The organism is Aeromonas sp. QDB03, from assembly GCF_027707985.1.
Classification (GTDB): Bacteria; Pseudomonadota; Gammaproteobacteria; order Enterobacterales; family Aeromonadaceae; genus Aeromonas; species Aeromonas hydrophila.
Genome location: NZ_JAPCJG010000002.1, coordinates 60,535 through 77,596, shown reverse-complemented (window position 1 = coordinate 77,596; position 17,062 = coordinate 60,535). Strand labels below are relative to the sequence as shown.

Genomic DNA, 17,062 nt, shown 5'->3' with positions numbered 1-17,062 from the left:
CTGTGGAAGTTTATACCACCGAAGAACAACAGGTTGAGGTCATCAAGAGCTGGTGGAAAGAGAACGGAACCTCGGTGATCGCAGGAACTGTTATCGGTCTGGTTGGACTCTTTGGCTGGCGCTACTACAACGAGCATCAGCAGACCAGCCAGGAGACCGCCTCCCAGGCTTACAACGAGATGGCCGCCCAGCTGGCCAAGGGTGATGCCGCCGGCTTCGAGCAGGCGCAAAGCTTCATCAGCGCCCACAAGGGTGACTCCTATGCCGAACTGGCTGCCTTGCAGCTGGCCGCCGCCGCCGTCAAGGCCGGCAAGCTGGATCTGGCTGCCGAGCAGCTGACCCAGGTGGCCACCAGCGGTGACGAGAGCATCCGTCCCATCGCTGCCCTGCGTCTGGCCCGGGTTCTGAACGATCAGGGCAAGGCTGACGAGGCGCTGGCCCAGCTTGGCAAGATCAACAACGATGCCTTCAAGGCCCAGGTCGCGGAAGTGCGCGGCGACGTGCTGCTCAAGCAGGGCAAGGCCGAAGAGGCGCGCGATGCCTATCAGGCGGCGGCCGATGCCGGCGGCCTGCAGGGCAGCGCCGAGCTCAAGCTGAAAATGGACGATCTGGCGTTGCCAGCGGTGACCACGGGTGAGGCTCCGGATGCGTAATCTGTTCAAGATGGTGGTGTTGGGGGCTGCGGTCTCCTTCGCCCTGCAGGGGTGCTCCCTGTTCAGTTCGGAAGAGGATCTCAACCCGATGGCGCCGTTGCCCAAGGTCGAGTCCGCTTTCACGGCCGATACCAGCTGGTCCTCCTCGGTGGGTGACGGCATCGGCGACTTCTACTCCCAGCTCAAGCCGGTGGTGGAAGAGGAGCGCATCTATGCCGCCGCTCGCGATGGCGACGTGACCGCCTTTGACCGCGAAAGCGGCAAGGAGCTGTGGAGCGTGGATCTGGCTGACTTGCCGATCAACGCCGACAAGCGCAGCGCCCGTCTCTCCGGTGGCCTGGTATCCCGTTACGGCAAGCTGTTCCTGGGTTCCGAGAACGGGGTGGTCTACGCCCTGAACCAGGAGAACGGCGAAGTGCTGTGGCAGACTTCGGTGCCGGGTGAAGTGGTGGCGAGCCCTGCCGTCGAAGATGGTCGGGTGGTGGTGCTGACCACCTCGGGTCGTCTGGTGGCGCTCGATACCGATGAAGGCAAGCTGCAGTGGACCCTGGCGGAAGAACAGCCGCCGTTGACCCTGCGCAGCGCCGGCGCCCCCATCATCACCAACGGTGCCGTGCTGTACGGCCGCGCCGATGGCAAGGTGGGCATCGCCCTGCTCAGCAATGGTCAGCCGGTGCGCCAGTCCAAGGTCGCCGACCCGCGCGGTGCCACCGAACTGGATCGGATGGTCGACGTGGACGCCACCCCGCTGATCGCCGGCGATGAGCTCTATGCCATCGCCTATAATGGCCAGCTGATGGCGCGCAAGCTGATGACCGGTGACGAGGTATGGAAGCGCAAGTATTCCGGCTACCGCGACATGGCGGTGACCGGCAATGCCATCGTGCTGACCGACAGCCGCAGCCACCTGTTTGCGGTCGACCGTCGCAATGGTCTCGAGCTGTGGTCCAATACCCAGCTGGAAAACCGCACCGTGACCGCCCCCGTCATCCTGGGTGACTATGTGGTGGTCGGCGATGTGGAAGGTTACCTGTATTGGCTGGATCGTACCGACGGTACCATCAAGGCCATGCAGCAGCTCGACAGCAGTGGTCTGTACGCCGCCCCTCTGGTGGATGGTGACACCCTGTATGTGCAGAGCCGTGGCGGCAAGTTGTACGCTATCAAGCGTCCCTGATCGCCCGTCAATCTGAATATCCGGCTCCTGGTCTTCGGACCCGGAGCCTTTGTCGTCTTGAGAATGAGGCTTTTATGACTCCTGTAGTAGCCCTGGTGGGCCGCCCCAACGTGGGGAAATCCACCCTGTTTAACCGCCTGACCCGTACCCGGGATGCCCTGGTGGCTGACTTCCCCGGTCTGACCCGGGACCGCAAGTACGGCCAGGCGAAGTTGGGCGAGCTGGAATTTATCGTGGTGGATACCGGCGGTATCGATGGCACCGAAGAGGGGATCGAGCTGAAGATGGCCGAACAGTCCCTGCTGGCCATCGAAGAGGCCGACGTGGTGCTGTTCATGGTGGATGCCCGTGCCGGTTTGACCGCGGCGGATCAGGCCATCGCCGAGCACCTGCGCAAGACCCACAAGAAGGTGTTTCTGGTGGCCAACAAGACCGACGGCATCGACGGTGATTCCGCCGTGTCCGAGTTCTACGGTCTGGCCCTGGGCGAGGTCTACCAGATGGCGGCCGCCCACGGTCGTGGCGTACTGAGCCTGCTGGAGCTGGCGCTGGCCCCCCATCTGGAGACCCTGGTCGACGCCGCCACACAAGAAACCGCGCAGGATGAGGAAGAAGAGGACTTCGACGAAGAAGCCCTGCTGCGCATGGTGGCTGCCGGTGAACTGGACACCAAGGAAGACACCAAGGAGACGCCGTTCGCTGACCTGCCCATCAAGTTTGCCATCGTCGGTCGCCCCAACGTCGGCAAATCCACCCTGACCAACCGCATGCTGGGTGAAGATCGAGTCATCGTCTATGACATGCCGGGGACTACCCGCGACTCCGTCTACATCCCGATGGAGCGTGACGAGCAGAAGTACGTCATCATCGACACCGCCGGCGTGCGTCGTCGCGGCAAGGTGCACGAGACGGTGGAGAAGTTCTCCGTCATCAAGACCCTCAAGGCGATTGAAGATGCCAACGTCTGCCTGCTGGTGATCGACGCCCAGGAGACCATCACCGATCAGGACTTGAGCATCCTCGGTTTCGTGCTCAACACCGGCCGCTCCGTGGTACTGGTGGTGAACAAGTGGGATGGTCTGGATCAGAAGGTGAAAGAGGACGTCAAGAACGAGCTCGATCGTCGTCTGGGCTTCATCGACTTCGCCCGCGTGCACTTCATCTCCGCCCTGCACGGCAGCGGGGTTGGCCACCTGTTCGAATCCATTCAGGAGGCCTACCAGTCTGCCACCCGCCGTACCAGCACCGCCATGCTGACCCGCATCATGCAGATGGCGCAGGAAGACCACCAGCCGCCGATGGTGAACGGTCGTCGGGTCAAGCTCAAATATGCCCACGCCGGTGGCTACAACCCGCCGCGCATCGTGATCCACGGCAACCAGCTCAATGACTTGCCGGATTCCTACAAGCGCTACCTCATCAACTACTTCCGCAAGTCGCTGAAGATCATGGGGACGCCGGTCCGGGTCGAGTTCCAGGAGTCGGCCAACCCGTTCGAGGGCAAGAAAAATACCCTGACCCTGAGCCAGGAGCGTCAACGCAAGCGCCTGCTCAAGGCCAAAGCCAAGAAATAAGGCCCAGCGGCTGCCCTCACCGGCAGCCGTTTTTTCTGGGGCCAGGGGAGGGGAATGTGCAGTGGGTGGGCCCACTGCACATTCACTTTGCAAGGAGCCAACCATGAGCCACCTTCACTGCCCTGCCTGTCAGGGCGAGCTGGACAGTCGCAGCCGCGAGACCACCTGTAACCAGTGCCAGGCCCGTTTCCAGATCCGGGCCCTCTGCCCGACCTGCCGGCAGGAGCTGGAGCGGCTCAAGGCCTGCGGCGCGGTGGATTACTTCTGCAATCACTGCAACAGCCTGGTATCGAAGCGGGCAGTGGTCTTTGAGGTGAGCCCGCTGGCGGGGAATTGAGGCGATAAAAAACCCGGCGATTGCCGGGTTTATGCTGTGTGTTCTGCTATCAGCAAGGTGAAGGAGCGGTTTCGCCGCCATATCTTGCGTTTGATGTCATTGAGCTTGAGTTTGCGTCTGGGGCTCCAGCCGCACTTTGCTTTTCTGACCAGTGTCGTTCTTCTGCGAGCTCGCATCTTGGTCTCCTCCCATTGGGTGGCCATCCCGGCCTTGGGTGATGATGGGAGCCTATCTGAAAGTGCTGTCATCCCGAGTGCAAGTGGATGAAATAGCGCGATAAAAACAATTTCGGATAGGCTCCGGTATGGTCGGATGGTAACAGAGAAACCACCCGAAAAACAAACCTGTCAACAAGGGATCAGCGCAGGGTGATCTGCTTGACCACTTCGGCGATGACGGTGGGGCGCTCGGCACTGGGCGGCTCGCTGCTGTCGTCATCGTCCAGCTCTTCACGGCGGTGGGCTTTCTGCTGCTCGTTGTCGAGCCAGAGCAGGCTCTGGTAGTACTGGCGCACGTTGTTGACGTAGTTGCGCGCCTCGCCGCCACGGGCATAGCCGTAGCGTACCTTGCGATGCCAGCGCGACTGCTGCAGCAGCGGCAGCACCTCTTTCACATCGCTCCAGGCATCGGGATTCTTGCCGAGCTCCTTGGTCAGGCGGCGGGCATCCATCATGTGGCCGTAACCGATGTTGTAGGCGGTAAGGGCAAACCACACCTTCTCGTCATCGGGCACCGAGGCGGGCACCTTCTCCATCATCTGCTCCAGATAACGGGCGCCGCCCTTGATGCTCTCCTCCGGGTGCAGCCGGTTGTTGACCCCCATCGCCTTGGCGGTGGGCTCGGTCAGCATCATCATGCCGCGCACCCCGGTGTAGGAGCGCGCCTCCGGATCCCAGTGGGATTCCTGATAGCTGATGGCGGCCAGCAGGCGCCAGTCCACCACGTTGGCGTGGGTCTTGAACAGATCCTGATACTTGGGCAGCAGGCTCTTGGCCCGCTGCAGGAAGGTGCGGGTGTCGACGAAGTCGAAATTCTGCACGTGACCGAAGTACTTCTCGTCGAGCTTGGCGATGGCGCCGTCCATGAAGCGCTGGCCGAAGAAGTCGATGATGCTGGCGTAGAGGCTGTCGTCCGGCAGCTTGGTCATGGCCCAGGCCACGGTCTGGTTCTTGGCCAGGGTCATCCCCTCGGTGAGCTCGGGGTAGTAGCGCTGGGTGCGGGCCAGCACGGTATCCTGCACCACCGTGTAGTCAATCTTGCCGTCGGCCACCTGCTTGAGCAGCTCCTCCACGTCGGCATCCCGATTGGTGCTCCACTTCAGGTTGGGGTACTGCTTGGCGAGCTCCTTGAGCAGATCTTCGCCGGTGGAACCGGCCGGCACCACTATGTTGCCCTTGAGATCGCCGATGTCCTTGGGCTTGGGAGAGCCGTTGCGATAGACCAGCTTGGGGGAGACCTGGTAGAAGCCGGGGCCGAAGCGAAACAGCTGGCGCCGCTCCGGGGTGACCACGATGGCGGCGGCAGCCAGATCCAGCTTGCCCTTTCTCAGCAGTTCCACCAGCTCGGCGGTGGAGTAGACCGGCACTATGGTCAGCTTGACCCCCAGCCAGTCGGCATAACTCTGCGCCAGCTCGTAATCGAACCCCTGGGCGGTGTCGTCACGCTGGTAATAAGAGGTGGGGCCGTAGATGGTGCCAACCCGGATCTCGCCTCGCTGGCGGATCTGCTCCAGCTGGCTGGAGGGGGTGTAGAAGTCGCAACCGACCAGGGTCAGCAGCAACGTCAGCCCGATAAACAGTCGAAAAATGCAGCGCAAGTAGGTGAGTACCCTTGTTGAAAAAATCGGCATTTGTCAAAAAAGAGGCACCTTTATACCAGAGAGTGTGCACCGAGTCACACTGGGAAAAACAAGAAAAACGTTTGTCCGGCATGGGCCTGATCCCTATAATACGCGCGTCTCAATTCCCCCCCACTTCAACACTTGGTGAGAAAGGTCATATGGATATCTTGCGTGGTGCCCCCGCACTGTCTGAGTTTCGTGTCCAAAAACTGCTGCAACGCTTCGCGCAGATGAAACAGGAGAGAGGAGTAGAGATAGAGGATGTCTATGCCGAATACGTGCACTTTGCCGAGCTCTCGAGCCCGTTGTCGCCCCCGGAGCGAGCGACCTTGGGCCAGCTCCTGCGCTACGGCCCGACCATCCCCGAACACACCCCCAGCGGTCAGCTGTTTCTCGTTACCCCCCGCCCCGGCACTATCTCCCCCTGGTCTTCCAAAGCAACCGACATCGCCCACAACTGCGGCCTGAATCAGGTCAAGCGGCTCGAACGTGGTATTGCCTATTACGTGCAGGCTAAGGGTGAGCTGAGCGCCGCCCAGCGTGCCGACGTGGCCGCCGTGCTGCACGATCGCATGATGGAGACGGTGTTTGGCGAGATGAACGAGGCCGCCGCCCTGTTTGCCCATCACGAGCCGCGCCCCTTCACCCAGGTGGATGTGCTGGGCGGTGGTCGCGCCGCGCTGGCCGAGGCCAACGTGGCGCTCGGTCTGGCACTGGCCGACGACGAGATTGACTACCTGGTGGAGAACTTCCAGCGTCTGGGCCGCAACCCCAACGACATCGAGCTCTACATGTTTGCCCAGGCGAACTCCGAGCACTGCCGCCACAAGATCTTCAACGCCGACTGGACCATCGACGGTGAGCAGCAGCCCAAGTCGCTGTTCAAAATGATCAAGAACACCTTCGAGCAGACGCCGGATCATGTCCTGTCTGCCTATAAAGACAACGCCGCGGTGATGGAAGGGAGCCAGGGTGGCCGCTTCTTCCCGAGCCCCGCCAGCGGCGAGTATCACTATCATCAGGAACGCGTCGACATCCTGATGAAGGTGGAGACCCACAACCACCCGACTGCCATCTCCCCGTTCCCGGGCGCCGCCACCGGCTCCGGCGGCGAAATTCGCGATGAGGGTGCCACCGGTCGCGGTGCCAAGCCCAAGGCGGGTCTGGTGGGCTTCTCGGTCTCCAACCTGCGCATCCCCGGCTTCGAGCAGCCCTGGGAGCAGGATTTCGGCAAGCCGAGCCGCATCGTCAGTGCGTTTGACATCATGCAGGAGGGGCCACTCGGCGGCGCCGCCTTCAACAACGAGTTCGGCCGTCCGGCCATTCTCGGCTACTTCCGTACCTTCGAAGAGCAGGTGCCGAGCCACAACGGCGTCGAGGTGCGCGGCTACCACAAGCCCATCATGCTGGCGGGCGGTATCGGTAACATCCGCAGCGAGCACGTCCAGAAAGGGGAGATCCCGGTGGGGGCTGCCCTCATCGTGCTGGGCGGCCCGGCCATGAACATCGGTCTGGGTGGCGGCGCCGCATCAAGCATGGCCTCCGGCCAGTCGGCAGAAGATCTCGACTTTGCCTCGGTGCAGCGCGACAACCCCGAGATGGAGCGCCGTTGCCAGGAGGTGATCGATCGCTGCTGGCAGCTGGGTGACGACAACCCCATCGTCTTCATCCACGACGTGGGTGCCGGTGGCCTCTCCAACGCCATGCCGGAGCTGGTGAGCGACGGCGATCGCGGCGGTCGTTTCGACTTGCGCGCCATCCCGAACGACGAGCCGGGCATGAGCCCGCTCGAGATCTGGTGCAACGAATCCCAGGAGCGCTACGTACTGGCGGTGGCCAAGGAGAAGCTGCCGCTGTTCAAGGCGCTGTGCGAGCGCGAGCGCGCCCCCTATGCCGTCATCGGCAGCGCCACCGAAGAGAAGCATCTCACTCTCTCGGATGAGCACTTTGACAACCACCCCATCGATCTGCCGCTGGACGTGCTGCTGGGCAAGACTCCCAAGATGCACCGCGAGGTTGCAAGCCTGCCGGCGCAGGGCAAGCCGCTGATGCTCGATGGCATCACCTTGGGTGAAGCTGCTGAGCGGGTGCTGCGTCTGCCCACCGTGGCGGAGAAGTCCTTCCTCATCACCATCGGCGATCGCAGCGTAACGGGCCTCGTCAACCGCGACCAGATGGTCGGCCCCTGGCAGATCCCGGTGGCTGACTGCGCCGTCACCGCAGCCACCTACGACAGCTACCATGGCGAAGCCATGTCCATGGGCGAGCGCACCCCGGTGGCGCTGCTCTCCCACGCCGCCTCCGCTCGCATGGCGGTGGCGGAAGCGCTCACCAACCTGGCGCCGGCCCACATCGGCTCGCTCAAGCGGGTCAAGCTCTCCGCCAACTGGATGGCCGCTGCCGGTCACCCGGGCGAAGATGCCGGCCTCTATGAGGCGGTCAAGGCGGTGGGCGAGGAGCTCTGCCCGGCCCTTGGCATCACCATCCCGGTGGGCAAGGACTCCATGTCCATGAAGACCCGCTGGCAGCAGGATGGCAAGGAGCACAGCGTCACCTCGCCGCTCTCCCTGCTCATCTCGGCCTTTGCCCGGGTGGAGGACGTGCGCAATACCGTCACGCCACAGCTGCGAACCGATCTCGGTGAGACTGACCTTATCCTCATCGACCTTGGCAACGGCAAGCAGCGCCTCGGTGCCTCCGCCCTGGCCCAGGTCTATCGCCAGCTGGGTGACAAGGCGCCGGATCTGGACAACCCGGTCCAGCTCAAGGGCTTCTTCAACGCCATCCAGGCGCTGGTGAGCGATCGCAAACTCGTCGCCTACCACGACCGCTCCGACGGCGGCCTGTTTGTCACCCTGGTGGAGATGGCCTTCGCTGGCCACTGCGGCCTCGACCTGCAGCTGGATCGCATCGGTGGCGAGCTGCTGCCGGCCCTGTTCAACGAGGAGCTGGGCGCCGTCATCCAGGTGCGTCGTGAAGATAAAGAAGCGGTGATGACCCTGCTGGCCGGTCACGGTCTGGCGGCTTGCTCCCACGTGCTCGGCACGGTGCGCGAGGGGGATCTCATCACCCTGCAGCGGGCCGGTCAGGAGGTCTACCGCGCCAGCCGTACCGCCCTGCGTACCATCTGGGGCGAGACCAGCTGGCAGATGCAGCGCCTGCGCGACAACCCGGAGTGCGCGGATCAGGAGCATGCCGCCCGTCAGGACGCAGCCGATCCGGGCCTGCAGGCCAAGCTCTGCTTCAACCCGGCCGAGGATGTGACTGCTCCTTACATTGCCCGCGGGGTCTCCCCCCGTCTGGCGGTGCTGCGCGAGCAGGGGGTCAACTCCCACGTGGAGATGGCGGCGGCGTTTGACCGCGCCGGCTTTGCGGCGGTGGACGTGCACATGAGCGACATCCTCGAGGGGCGCATCAAGCTGGATGCGTTCCAGAGCTTGGTAGCCTGTGGCGGCTTCTCCTACGGCGATGTGCTGGGGGCGGGCGAAGGCTGGGCCAAGTCCATCCTGTTCAACGATGGTGCTCGCGAGCAGTTCCAGCGCTTCTTCGAGCGCGGCGACACCCTCTCCCTGGGTGTGTGCAACGGTTGCCAGATGATGTCCAACCTGCGCGAGCTGATCCCGGGTGCCGATCTGTGGCCACGCTTCGTGCGCAACCGCTCCGAGCGCTTCGAGGCCCGCTTCAGCCTGGTGGAAGTGCAGGACTCCCCGTCGGCCTTCTTCGCCGGCATGGCAGGCTCGGTGATGCCTATCGCCGTCTCCCACGGGGAAGGGCGAGTGGAGGTGCGCGATGCCGCTCACCTGGCTGCGCTGCAACAGAGCGGACTGGTGGGGCTGCGTTTCGTCGACAACCGCGGTCAGGTGACCGAGCAGTACCCGGCCAACCCGAACGGCGCTCCGGCGGGTATCACTGCCGTCACCACCACAGATGGCCGTGCCACCATCATGATGCCGCACCCGGAGCGGGTGTTCCGCACCGTGGCCAACTCCTGGCACCCGGACAACTGGGGCGAGGATGGCGCCTGGATGCGGATGTTCCGCAACGCCCGGGTACGTCTGGGTTAAGCGCGCATCGCAAACAAAAAACCGGCCCCTGTGGCCGGTTTTTTTATGGCGGCTTGCCCGTTAGAACTGGCCGTGACCCAGCTCATGGGGGGTGAAATCCCCGCGATCGAGGATGCGCAGGCAGGCATCCACTACCGCTGCATCCAGCTTGCTGCCACGCAGTTCGATGATGTGGGCCCTGGCCTGGGGAATGCCGAGGGCGGCGCGGTAGGGACGATCGGAGGACATGGACTCCACGATGTCGGCCACCGTGAGGATGCGGGCCTCCAGCAGGATCTGCTCGCCCTTGAGCCCCGCCGGGTAGCCGGAGCCGTCGATGAACTCGTGGTGCTGGTGGATCATCTGGGCGACGGGCCAGGGCAGGGCGATGTCCTTGAGCACCTGATAGCCAGCGCCCGGATGCTCCTTGACCAGGTTGAACTCCTGCGGGGTCAGCCGGCCCGGTTTGGTGAGGATATCGAGTGGCACCTGGATCTTGCCGATGTCGTGCACCATGGCCCCCAGATAGAGCCCCCGCAGCCGCTTCTCGTCCAGCTTCAGCTCGCGGCCGATGGCCAGCGCCAGGGTGGCGACATGCTTCTGGTGGCCGGCGGTGTAAGGATCGCGCTGCTCCAGCACGGCGGCAATGGCACCGAGGGCATCTTCCAGCGCCAGCTCCAGCTGGCGGGCGTGCAGCACCTTGTCGCGCTGGGCTGTGAGATAGGCCTGCTGGGTCGCGCGGGCCTGCAGGCCGTAGGCAAGGTAGTCCGCCAGCTGGCTGAAGAGGTGCACCTCTTCGTCGGTGAACGGGCGGGCCTGTTCACTGTGAATGAGCAGGCCGCCATGCCCGCCGGCGTGCCACTGCAGCGGCAGCAGCAGACGGGCGCGCAGGGTGGCCGAGTGGTGTACCAGCGCGCTGGCCAGGGCTTCGTTGCACGGCGTCCCGGTGCCGATGGCCTGATGCAGGGCGGGATCCCGGGTTAGCCAGTCGTCGCTGGCAAACCAGACCGCGTTGCCCGCCTGCGCCAGCACCTGCAGCGTGTGCTGGTCACTGTTTTCCTGCAGCACGGTGACCAGGGGAAAGCGGCCGTCGAAGGTGATGGCGTCGCAGATCTCCTGCAACAGGGTCTGCTCATCATCCTGCTTGAGCATGGCGTGGTGGGCGCGGCCGATGGCCTCCAGGGTCCAGGTGTATTGTTGCAACCGCTCCTGCTGCTGTTTCTTCTCGGTGATGTCGTCGAAGAAGACACCGACCCCGACCACCTGGCCCAGCTCGTCGTGCAGAGGAAACTTGGTGGTGCTGAGCCAGCGGGCCTCGCCCCCCTTCAGATAGGGCTCTTCATGGCGCTGGGTGGTGCCGCTGGCCATGACCTTCAGATCGTCATCCCGGTAGCGCTTGGCCAGTTCGGCCGGGAAGAAGTCGGCATCGCACTTGCCGACCAGTTCGGCCGGGGTGAGGGCGAGATCGTCTGCCAGCAGCCGGTTGCAGGCGATGAAGACGGAGCGGGTGTCTTTGAGCAGCACCCGGTAGGGCAGCTGATCCATCACCTGGCCAAGCAGGGCGGCCGTGGGCAGCGGGGGAAAGGGCGATGCGGGTCTTGAGCTCATTTCATCCTGCCTCGGTCAAAGGGGGGGCAAAGCGATAGCCCGCCTGCCACACGGCGAAGCAGGCGCTGACCACCTGCTCGTCATAGTGGACGCCGGCATAGCGGGTCAGTTCGGCAAAGGCATCGGTGAGGGACATGGCTCGCCGGAACGGGCGGTGGGCCGTCATGGCGGCGAGCGAATCGGCCACCCGGATGATGCGCGCTTCCAGCGAGATGGCATCCCCCTGCAGCCCCTGCGGATAACCGCTGCCGTCCAGGTTCTCATGGTGCTGCTGCACGATGGCGGTGATGGGCCAGGGGAAGTCTATTTGCTGCAGGATTTCACAGCCCGCCTGCGGGTGCTGCTTGATGAGCTCGAACTCCACCTCCCTCAATGCGCGGGGGCGGGTGAGGATTTCCGCCGGGATCTGCAACAGGCCTATGTTGTGCACCATGGCGGCGAGGCCCAGCCCGTCGAGGCGTTCTTGGGAAAGTTGCAGATGCTGGCCGATGGCCAGTGCGAGATCGTGCACACGCTGCTCGTGGCCCGCGGTGCCGGGATACTTGTGGGCGATGGCGGAGGAGAGTGCCGCTATGGTCTGGAACAGCAGGGTGCGTTGTTGCTGCTCGCTCTCCTTGATATGGGTGATGTCGACCAGGGCGCCGATGATGCCGGCCACCTCACCTTGATGGTCGTAGAAGAGATCCTTGAAGTTGAGCACCTGATAGCGGTGGCCGCTGCGATCAAACAGGGTGTGCTCGAAATATTGCGGCTGCCTGCTGCGCAGCACCTCCAGGTCGCGCTGGGTGTATTCGTCGGCCATCTCGGGGGGGAGGATCTCGTCCACCCGCTTGCCCTGCAGCTCGGCCTTGCTGATGCCGGTGATCTGGGTAAAGGTCGGGTTGCAGCTGATGAAGCGTCCCTCGACATCCTTGTAGAACACCGGGATGGGGATTGCCTTGAGCAGGGATTCGTTGAAGCGCTGCATGTCGACCAGCTCCGCCTGCTGGCGCAGGGCCAGCAGCTCGCTGTCCCGGCACAGCTGGATGGCGCGGGCCAGGTTGCCGAGGATGGGGCTGAACAGGTGACAGATCTGCTCCCCCTGCAGCTCCGCATTGGGGGAGAGCAGCAGCATCAGGTAGCCCCCCTCGATCCGCAGCCGATAGGCAAACGGGTAGGGGCGCGAGCCTGGCAGCGGCAGCGCTGCCCGCAGGATGCACTGCTCCCCGTCGCTGACCCAGTGGGGCAGCGCGAGCGGCTCTCCCTGATGGCGAAGCAGCTGCTCATCGCCGATCGCCTTGATGATCTTGTACTCCCCCTGCGGCAACTGCTGCAGCACCAGCCCGACCGGGCAGGCGCAGTGAAACAGAAAGCGCTGCAGCACCTTGGTCAGCAGGGCATCCAGCGTGACCTCGCGGCCGATGCAGAGGGCGAGATCGCAGACGATGGCCATGGCGTGGTCGTTGTTCATCGCAATCCCTCCCCATTGCAGAGAATGGCGCCGTTGTGAAACAGCGGATAGTCCCCCGGCCGCAGGCTGCCAATCTCGCCAAGGGAGAGGGCGCCGACCAGCTGGTGGGCGCCGCTGTGGCTGAAGAGGGTCTCCAGCTCCAAGGTGCTTTGTTCGCCGAAGTGCTGCTGGCGGCCGGCGCAGTAGTAGATCTCGAGGCGCTCCGGCGCCCCGTGCCGGCTCAGCTTTTCGGCCAGCTCGATGGCGTGGGCGGTCGGGCTGTGCGGCGCCTTGAGCAGGGTGAGGATGCTGTGATCCGGCACTTCCCCGACGCAGAGCAGCGCCCCCTCGTCGGTGACGGCGACCGGGATGCGCACGATGACGTCGCCGTTGGCCCGCAGCAGCCCAAGCGGCAGGTGGACGCCGTACTGGTAGAACTGCTCCGGAGTCAGGCGCTGCTGGAACTGTTGCTGGACCAGGGACTGGTAGCGGCTGAAGGCGGGCTGCCAATCGATGAAGGAGATCTTGTTGCCCTCGCTGCTGGTAGCCAGCATGGGCTGGGCGGTGAGCTGATAGCCGTGCTCGAGCAGGGGGTAGCTGCGATGGGGCAGCAGGGTGCAGCAGACCGCCTGTTCCAGCAACCTGTGGTTGTCGAACAGGCAGGGCATGGGGCGAAACTGGCCACTGCCGGCATTGACGCCGGCATAGTGGACCCTGTCCGCGAGATGCAGATAGATCCCCTCGAGGAGGGAGGCGATGTTGGGGATCATGGCATCGAAGGTCAGAAAGAGGGTCGGTATGCCTTCGGCTGACGGCCACTGTGCAAGACGAGGGGCCAGCGCGTCGCAGAGGATACGGGCCTGCTCATCGACGCTGGCGACGGGATCGAGCGGGATGAGCAGCGGGACGTGGGAGGCCGGGCGCGGCAGCAGCCAGGCGCCGCGCTCATGAAAGCCGTGACGGCTGAGGAGGCGCGGAAAGAGGGCGCCGCTTAGTTGTATTTCGAGGTGGCTACATTGCTGCTGCAGGTCGGCTACGTGCTCTGCATCCTGCTCGGCCAGCAAGACGTCGAGCCGCTGGCCACGATAGGGGCGCAGTACCTCGGCCAGTGGCTGCGTATCGAATGAATGAAACGCGGGCTGCATCATCGCTCGGAACTCCTTTCCTGCCAATCATCAATATATCAGCAAGGGGGGCGCGGTGGATACCCGGTCGTGTCCGGCAAGTAGCCATAAGCCGTTATAAAGGCAGATAAATTTGAGACAGCTGGTCAGGCATCCCGCTTTGAGCAGATAAAAAAACCGGCCACTTGGGCCGGTTTTTGAAGTGGAGTGAAATCAGTGCAGCACCACGTTCTGGAAGCCCTGCACCAGGCTGATGACCGGCTGGGGATAGAGACCCAGCGCCACCACCAGCGCGGCGGAGAGCAGCACCACCAGACCACCGGAGGTGATGGCCCAGTCCCCCTTGGCGTCGCGCAGCTGCATGCCTGGCTCGCGCAGGTAGAGGGTGACCATGACCCGCAGGTAGTAGTAGAGACCCAGCGCACTGCCGAGCACGATGGCGCCGGAGAGCCACCACAGCTTCGCATCGACGGTCACCCCGATCAGGTAGAACTTGCCGATGAAGCCGAGCGTCATGGGGATACCGGCCAGCGAGAGCATCATCACGGTCAGCACGGCGGTCAGGTAGGGACGACGCCAGAACAGGCCGCGGTAGCTGTGCAGGGAGTCCGCATCCTTGCCGCGATAGGGGCTGGACATCATGCTGATGACGCCGAAGGCCCCCAGGCTGGTGAACAGATACATCAGCAGATAGACGCCGGCCGCTTCCACCGGCATCTGGCCGAGACGGCTCGCCACGATCACCGCCAGCAGGTAACCGAAGTGGGAGATGGAGGAGTAGCCCATCATCCGCTTGATGTTGGTCTGCAGCAGAGCCAGCAGGTTGCCGATGACGATGGAGACCACCGCCATGGCGGCCAGCAGCCAGTGGAGCATGGGATCCGCGGCGGCAGGCACCGCCAGATAGAAGCGCAGCAGCACGCAGAACACCGCGATCTTGCTGACGGTGGCTAGGAAGGTGGCTACCGGGGCCGGCGCCCCTTCGTACACGTCCGGGGTCCAGAGGTGGAACGGCGCCAGAGAGAGCTTGAAGGCAAAGCCAACCAGCATCAGACCCAGACCGCCCATCAGCAATGGGTGGTGGGCCGGGGTGGTGGCCAGGGTCAGCCCCAGATCGCTGAAGCTCAGGCTGCCGGCCTGGGCATAGAGCAGCGCCATGCCGAACAGCAGGAAGGCGGTGGCGGCGGCGGAGAGCACCATATACTTGATGCTGGCCTCCAGCGAGTGGCGCTCGCGATAGGCGTAGCCCACCAGACCGAACATCGGCAGGGTCAGCATCTCGATCCCGATGAACAGGGAGGCGAGGTGACGGGAGCCGGCCAGCACCAGGCCACCGGCGGTGGCGATCAGCAGCAGCAGGTAGAACTCTTCCCGGTTGTCCGGATAGCCCTTGAGCCAGGAGCGGCCGAAGGTACAGGTCGCCAGGGCGCCGATGAGCACCAGCCCCATGTAGAAGACGGCGTAGCCATCGATCTGCAGCAGCGGGGTGACCCCCTGATCTCCTTGCGCCATCACGATGGGCAGGGAGAAGAGCGCCAGGTTGAGGCCGGCAATGGTGACCACGAAGGCGGTGTCATCGCACCGTTTCCAGGCGATGGCCAGCATCAGGGCCACCATGGCCCCGGTTGTCAGCAACAGGGGCAGCAGGGCCAGCAGTTGCGAAGCGGTGAAGGTCATTGCAGTGCTCCTGTAAGGGACAAGGAAGGCAACAGGGCCAGCGGTTTAACAGCGGTCACTTTCATTGCAATGCTCCTGCGAAGGGCAGGGCGTACCAGTGCAGCACGCTCAGCAGGCTGTTGCCCGCGGTGTCGAGCACAGGTTGGGGATAGACACCGAGCAGCACCAAAAGACCGGCAATGGTCATCATCATCACCAGCTCGCGGCTGTCGAGCCCCTTGAGGACGCTCTCGTCCTTGGGGGTACCGAAGCAGGCGCGCTGCAGCATGATGAGGGAGTAGACCGAGGCCAGCACCAGCCCGAAGGTGGCGATGATGGTGAGCACGGGGGCAACCTGGAAGCTGCCGATGAGGATCAGGAACTCGCCGACGAAGTTGCCGGTGCCCGGCATCCCCAGAGAGGCGACCGAGAAGAACAGCATCACGCCGGGCAGGTAGCGCAGACGGCCCCACAGCCCGCCCATCAGGCGCAGGTCCCGGGTGTGCAGCCGCTCGTAGAGCTGACCGCACAGGATGAAGAGGCCGGCGGCGGAGAGGCCGTGGGCGATCATCTGTACCACGGCGCCCTGCAGGGCCAGCTCGCTGCCAGAGTAGATGGCGATCATCACGAAGCCCATGTGGGAGATGCTGGTGTAGGCCACCAGCCGCTTGATGTCGGTCTGGGCGAATGCCACGATGGCGCCGTAGACGATGCCGATGAGACCCAGCACCATGGCGTAGGGGGCAAATTCGGCGGACGCCTCGGGGAACAGCGGCAGGGCGAAGCGCAGCAGACCGTAGGCGGCGGTTTTTAGCAGGATCCCCGCCAAGTCCACGGAACCCGCGGTCGGTGCCTGGCTGTGGGCATCCGGCAGCCAGCCGTGCAGCGGCACCAGCGGCATCTTGACCGCGAAGGCGATGAAGAAGCCCAGCATCAGCAGCCACTGCACACCCTTGCTCATCGGGGTATTCAGCAAGTCCTGATAGTCAAAGGTGAACACGCCGGTGGCGGCATGGTGAGTCAGCACCAGGCCCAGGATGGCGACCAGCATGATGAGGCCGCTGACCTGGGTGTAGATGAAGAACTTGGTGGCGGCGTTGATCCGGGATTTGCCGTCGGTGACCGAGTGGCCCCACAGCGCAATCAGGAAGTACATCGGTACCAGCATCATCTCCCAGAAGAAGAAGAACAGGAACAGGTCCAGCGCCATGAAGACGCCGAGCACGCCACCCAAAATCCACAGCAGGTTGAGGTGGAAGAAGCCGATGCGCTGCACGATTTCCTTCCAGGAACAGAGGATGGCCAGCACGCCGATGAAGCAGGTAAGGATCACCATCAACAGCGACAAGCCATCCACCGCCAGGTGCAATGAGATGCCGAAGCGGGGGATCCAGGGCAGTTGCAGTTCGGCGGCCCAGACGGGCACGCCGCCCTGGGCTGCCAGGGTGAAGTCACCGCTCCACCAGATGGCGCAGGAGAGCAGCAGGCAGGCGCTCATCGACAGCAGGGCGACCCAGCGTACGAAGTACTCGCCGAATCGCTCGGTCTGCCAACAGAGCAGACCGCCGATGAAGGGTATTAACAAGATCCAGAGTAAGGTCACGATATCAGCTCTCGTCTA

The 17,062-nt window shown here is 63.7% G+C and carries 11 protein-coding genes; 5 read left to right on the top strand and 6 right to left on the bottom strand.

The annotated features are described in order from the left end of the window. The first annotated feature begins 2 nt into the window (after positions 1–2). The 4 genes from PG900_RS05100 (at position 3) to PG900_RS05085 (ending at position 3,741) form a co-directional block, all read left to right on the top strand. Positions 3–653 carry a YfgM family protein gene (locus PG900_RS05100; protein ID WP_016350407.1) on the top strand — a complete coding sequence of 217 codons (651 nt, stop codon included), beginning with the start codon at positions 3–5 and terminating at the stop codon, positions 651–653. Beyond that, positions 646–1,830 (top strand): outer membrane protein assembly factor BamB, encoded by a 1,185-nt coding sequence (bamB, locus tag PG900_RS05095; protein WP_024944077.1) that lies wholly within the window; start codon positions 646–648, stop codon positions 1,828–1,830. Before PG900_RS05100 ends, bamB begins: the two co-directional genes overlap by 8 nt. Positions 1,831–1,904: 74 nt before the next feature. Further along, positions 1,905–3,404 carry a ribosome biogenesis GTPase Der gene (gene der / locus PG900_RS05090; RefSeq protein ID WP_011705649.1) on the top strand — a complete coding sequence of 500 codons (1,500 nt, stop codon included), beginning with the start codon at positions 1,905–1,907 and terminating at the stop codon, positions 3,402–3,404. 103 nt (positions 3,405–3,507) lie between these two features. Further along, positions 3,508–3,741 (top strand): zinc ribbon domain-containing protein, encoded by a 234-nt coding sequence (locus PG900_RS05085; RefSeq protein WP_270801450.1) that lies wholly within the window; start codon positions 3,508–3,510, stop codon positions 3,739–3,741. A gap of 358 nt (positions 3,742–4,099) precedes the next feature. Here the strand turns inward: PG900_RS05085 and mltF are convergent, their stop codons facing one another. Further along, positions 4,100–5,590 carry a membrane-bound lytic murein transglycosylase MltF gene (gene mltF / locus PG900_RS05080; RefSeq protein WP_011705651.1) on the bottom strand — a complete coding sequence of 497 codons (1,491 nt, stop codon included), beginning with the start codon at positions 5,588–5,590 and terminating at the stop codon, positions 4,100–4,102. Between the two features lie 149 nt (positions 5,591–5,739). Here mltF and purL point away from each other — a divergent pair, with 149 nt between their 5' ends. Continuing rightward, on the top strand, positions 5,740–9,645 hold the full coding sequence (gene purL / locus PG900_RS05075; protein WP_270831026.1) for a phosphoribosylformylglycinamidine synthase: 3,906 nt from the start codon (positions 5,740–5,742) through the stop codon (positions 9,643–9,645). A gap of 60 nt (positions 9,646–9,705) precedes the next feature. On the opposite strand, the gene PG900_RS05070 is transcribed toward purL, so the two are convergent. The 5 genes from PG900_RS05070 to nuoM form a co-directional block, all read right to left on the bottom strand. Then, positions 9,706–11,232 (bottom strand): HD domain-containing phosphohydrolase, encoded by a 1,527-nt coding sequence (locus PG900_RS05070; protein WP_270801456.1) that lies wholly within the window; start codon positions 11,230–11,232, stop codon positions 9,706–9,708. A gap of 1 nt (position 11,233) precedes the next feature. Continuing rightward, positions 11,234–12,682, bottom strand: coding sequence for an HD domain-containing phosphohydrolase (locus PG900_RS05065; RefSeq protein WP_270831025.1), 1,449 nt, complete (start codon positions 12,680–12,682; stop codon positions 11,234–11,236). Continuing rightward, positions 12,679–13,809, bottom strand: a complete 1,131-nt coding sequence (locus tag PG900_RS05060; protein ID WP_270801462.1) for an FIST signal transduction protein — start codon at positions 13,807–13,809, stop codon at positions 12,679–12,681. The genes PG900_RS05065 and PG900_RS05060 overlap by 4 nt, the downstream gene beginning before the upstream one ends. Before the next feature lie 189 nt (positions 13,810–13,998). Beyond that, positions 13,999–15,462 (bottom strand): NADH-quinone oxidoreductase subunit NuoN, encoded by a 1,464-nt coding sequence (gene nuoN, locus PG900_RS05055; RefSeq protein ID WP_270801465.1) that lies wholly within the window; start codon positions 15,460–15,462, stop codon positions 13,999–14,001. 61 nt (positions 15,463–15,523) lie between these two features. Continuing rightward, a complete protein-coding gene (gene nuoM, locus PG900_RS05050) occupies positions 15,524–17,044 on the bottom strand; it encodes an NADH-quinone oxidoreductase subunit M (RefSeq protein ID WP_016350413.1) in 1,521 nt (506 codons plus the stop codon). Between the last annotated feature and the right edge of the window lie 18 nt (positions 17,045–17,062).

Excerpts from the sequence above, each read along its gene's own strand:
- bamB (WP_024944077.1), top strand. The coding sequence starts at position 646 with ATGCGTAATCTGTTCAAGATGGTGGTGTTGGGGGCTGCGGTCTCCTTC.
- der (WP_011705649.1), top strand. The coding sequence starts at position 1,905 with ATGACTCCTGTAGTAGCCCTGGTGGGCCGCCCCAACGTGGGGAAATCC.
- PG900_RS05085 (WP_270801450.1), top strand. The coding sequence starts at position 3,508 with ATGAGCCACCTTCACTGCCCTGCCTGTCAGGGCGAGCTGGACAGTCGC.
- mltF (WP_011705651.1), bottom strand. The coding sequence starts at position 5,590 with ATGCCGATTTTTTCAACAAGGGTACTCACCTACTTGCGCTGCATTTTT.
- purL (WP_270831026.1), top strand. The coding sequence starts at position 5,740 with ATGGATATCTTGCGTGGTGCCCCCGCACTGTCTGAGTTTCGTGTCCAA.
- PG900_RS05070 (WP_270801456.1), bottom strand. The coding sequence starts at position 11,232 with ATGAGCTCAAGACCCGCATCGCCCTTTCCCCCGCTGCCCACGGCCGCC.
- PG900_RS05065 (WP_270831025.1), bottom strand. The coding sequence starts at position 12,682 with ATGAACAACGACCACGCCATGGCCATCGTCTGCGATCTCGCCCTCTGC.
- PG900_RS05060 (WP_270801462.1), bottom strand. The coding sequence starts at position 13,809 with ATGATGCAGCCCGCGTTTCATTCATTCGATACGCAGCCACTGGCCGAG.
- nuoN (WP_270801465.1), bottom strand. The coding sequence starts at position 15,462 with ATGACCTTCACCGCTTCGCAACTGCTGGCCCTGCTGCCCCTGTTGCTG.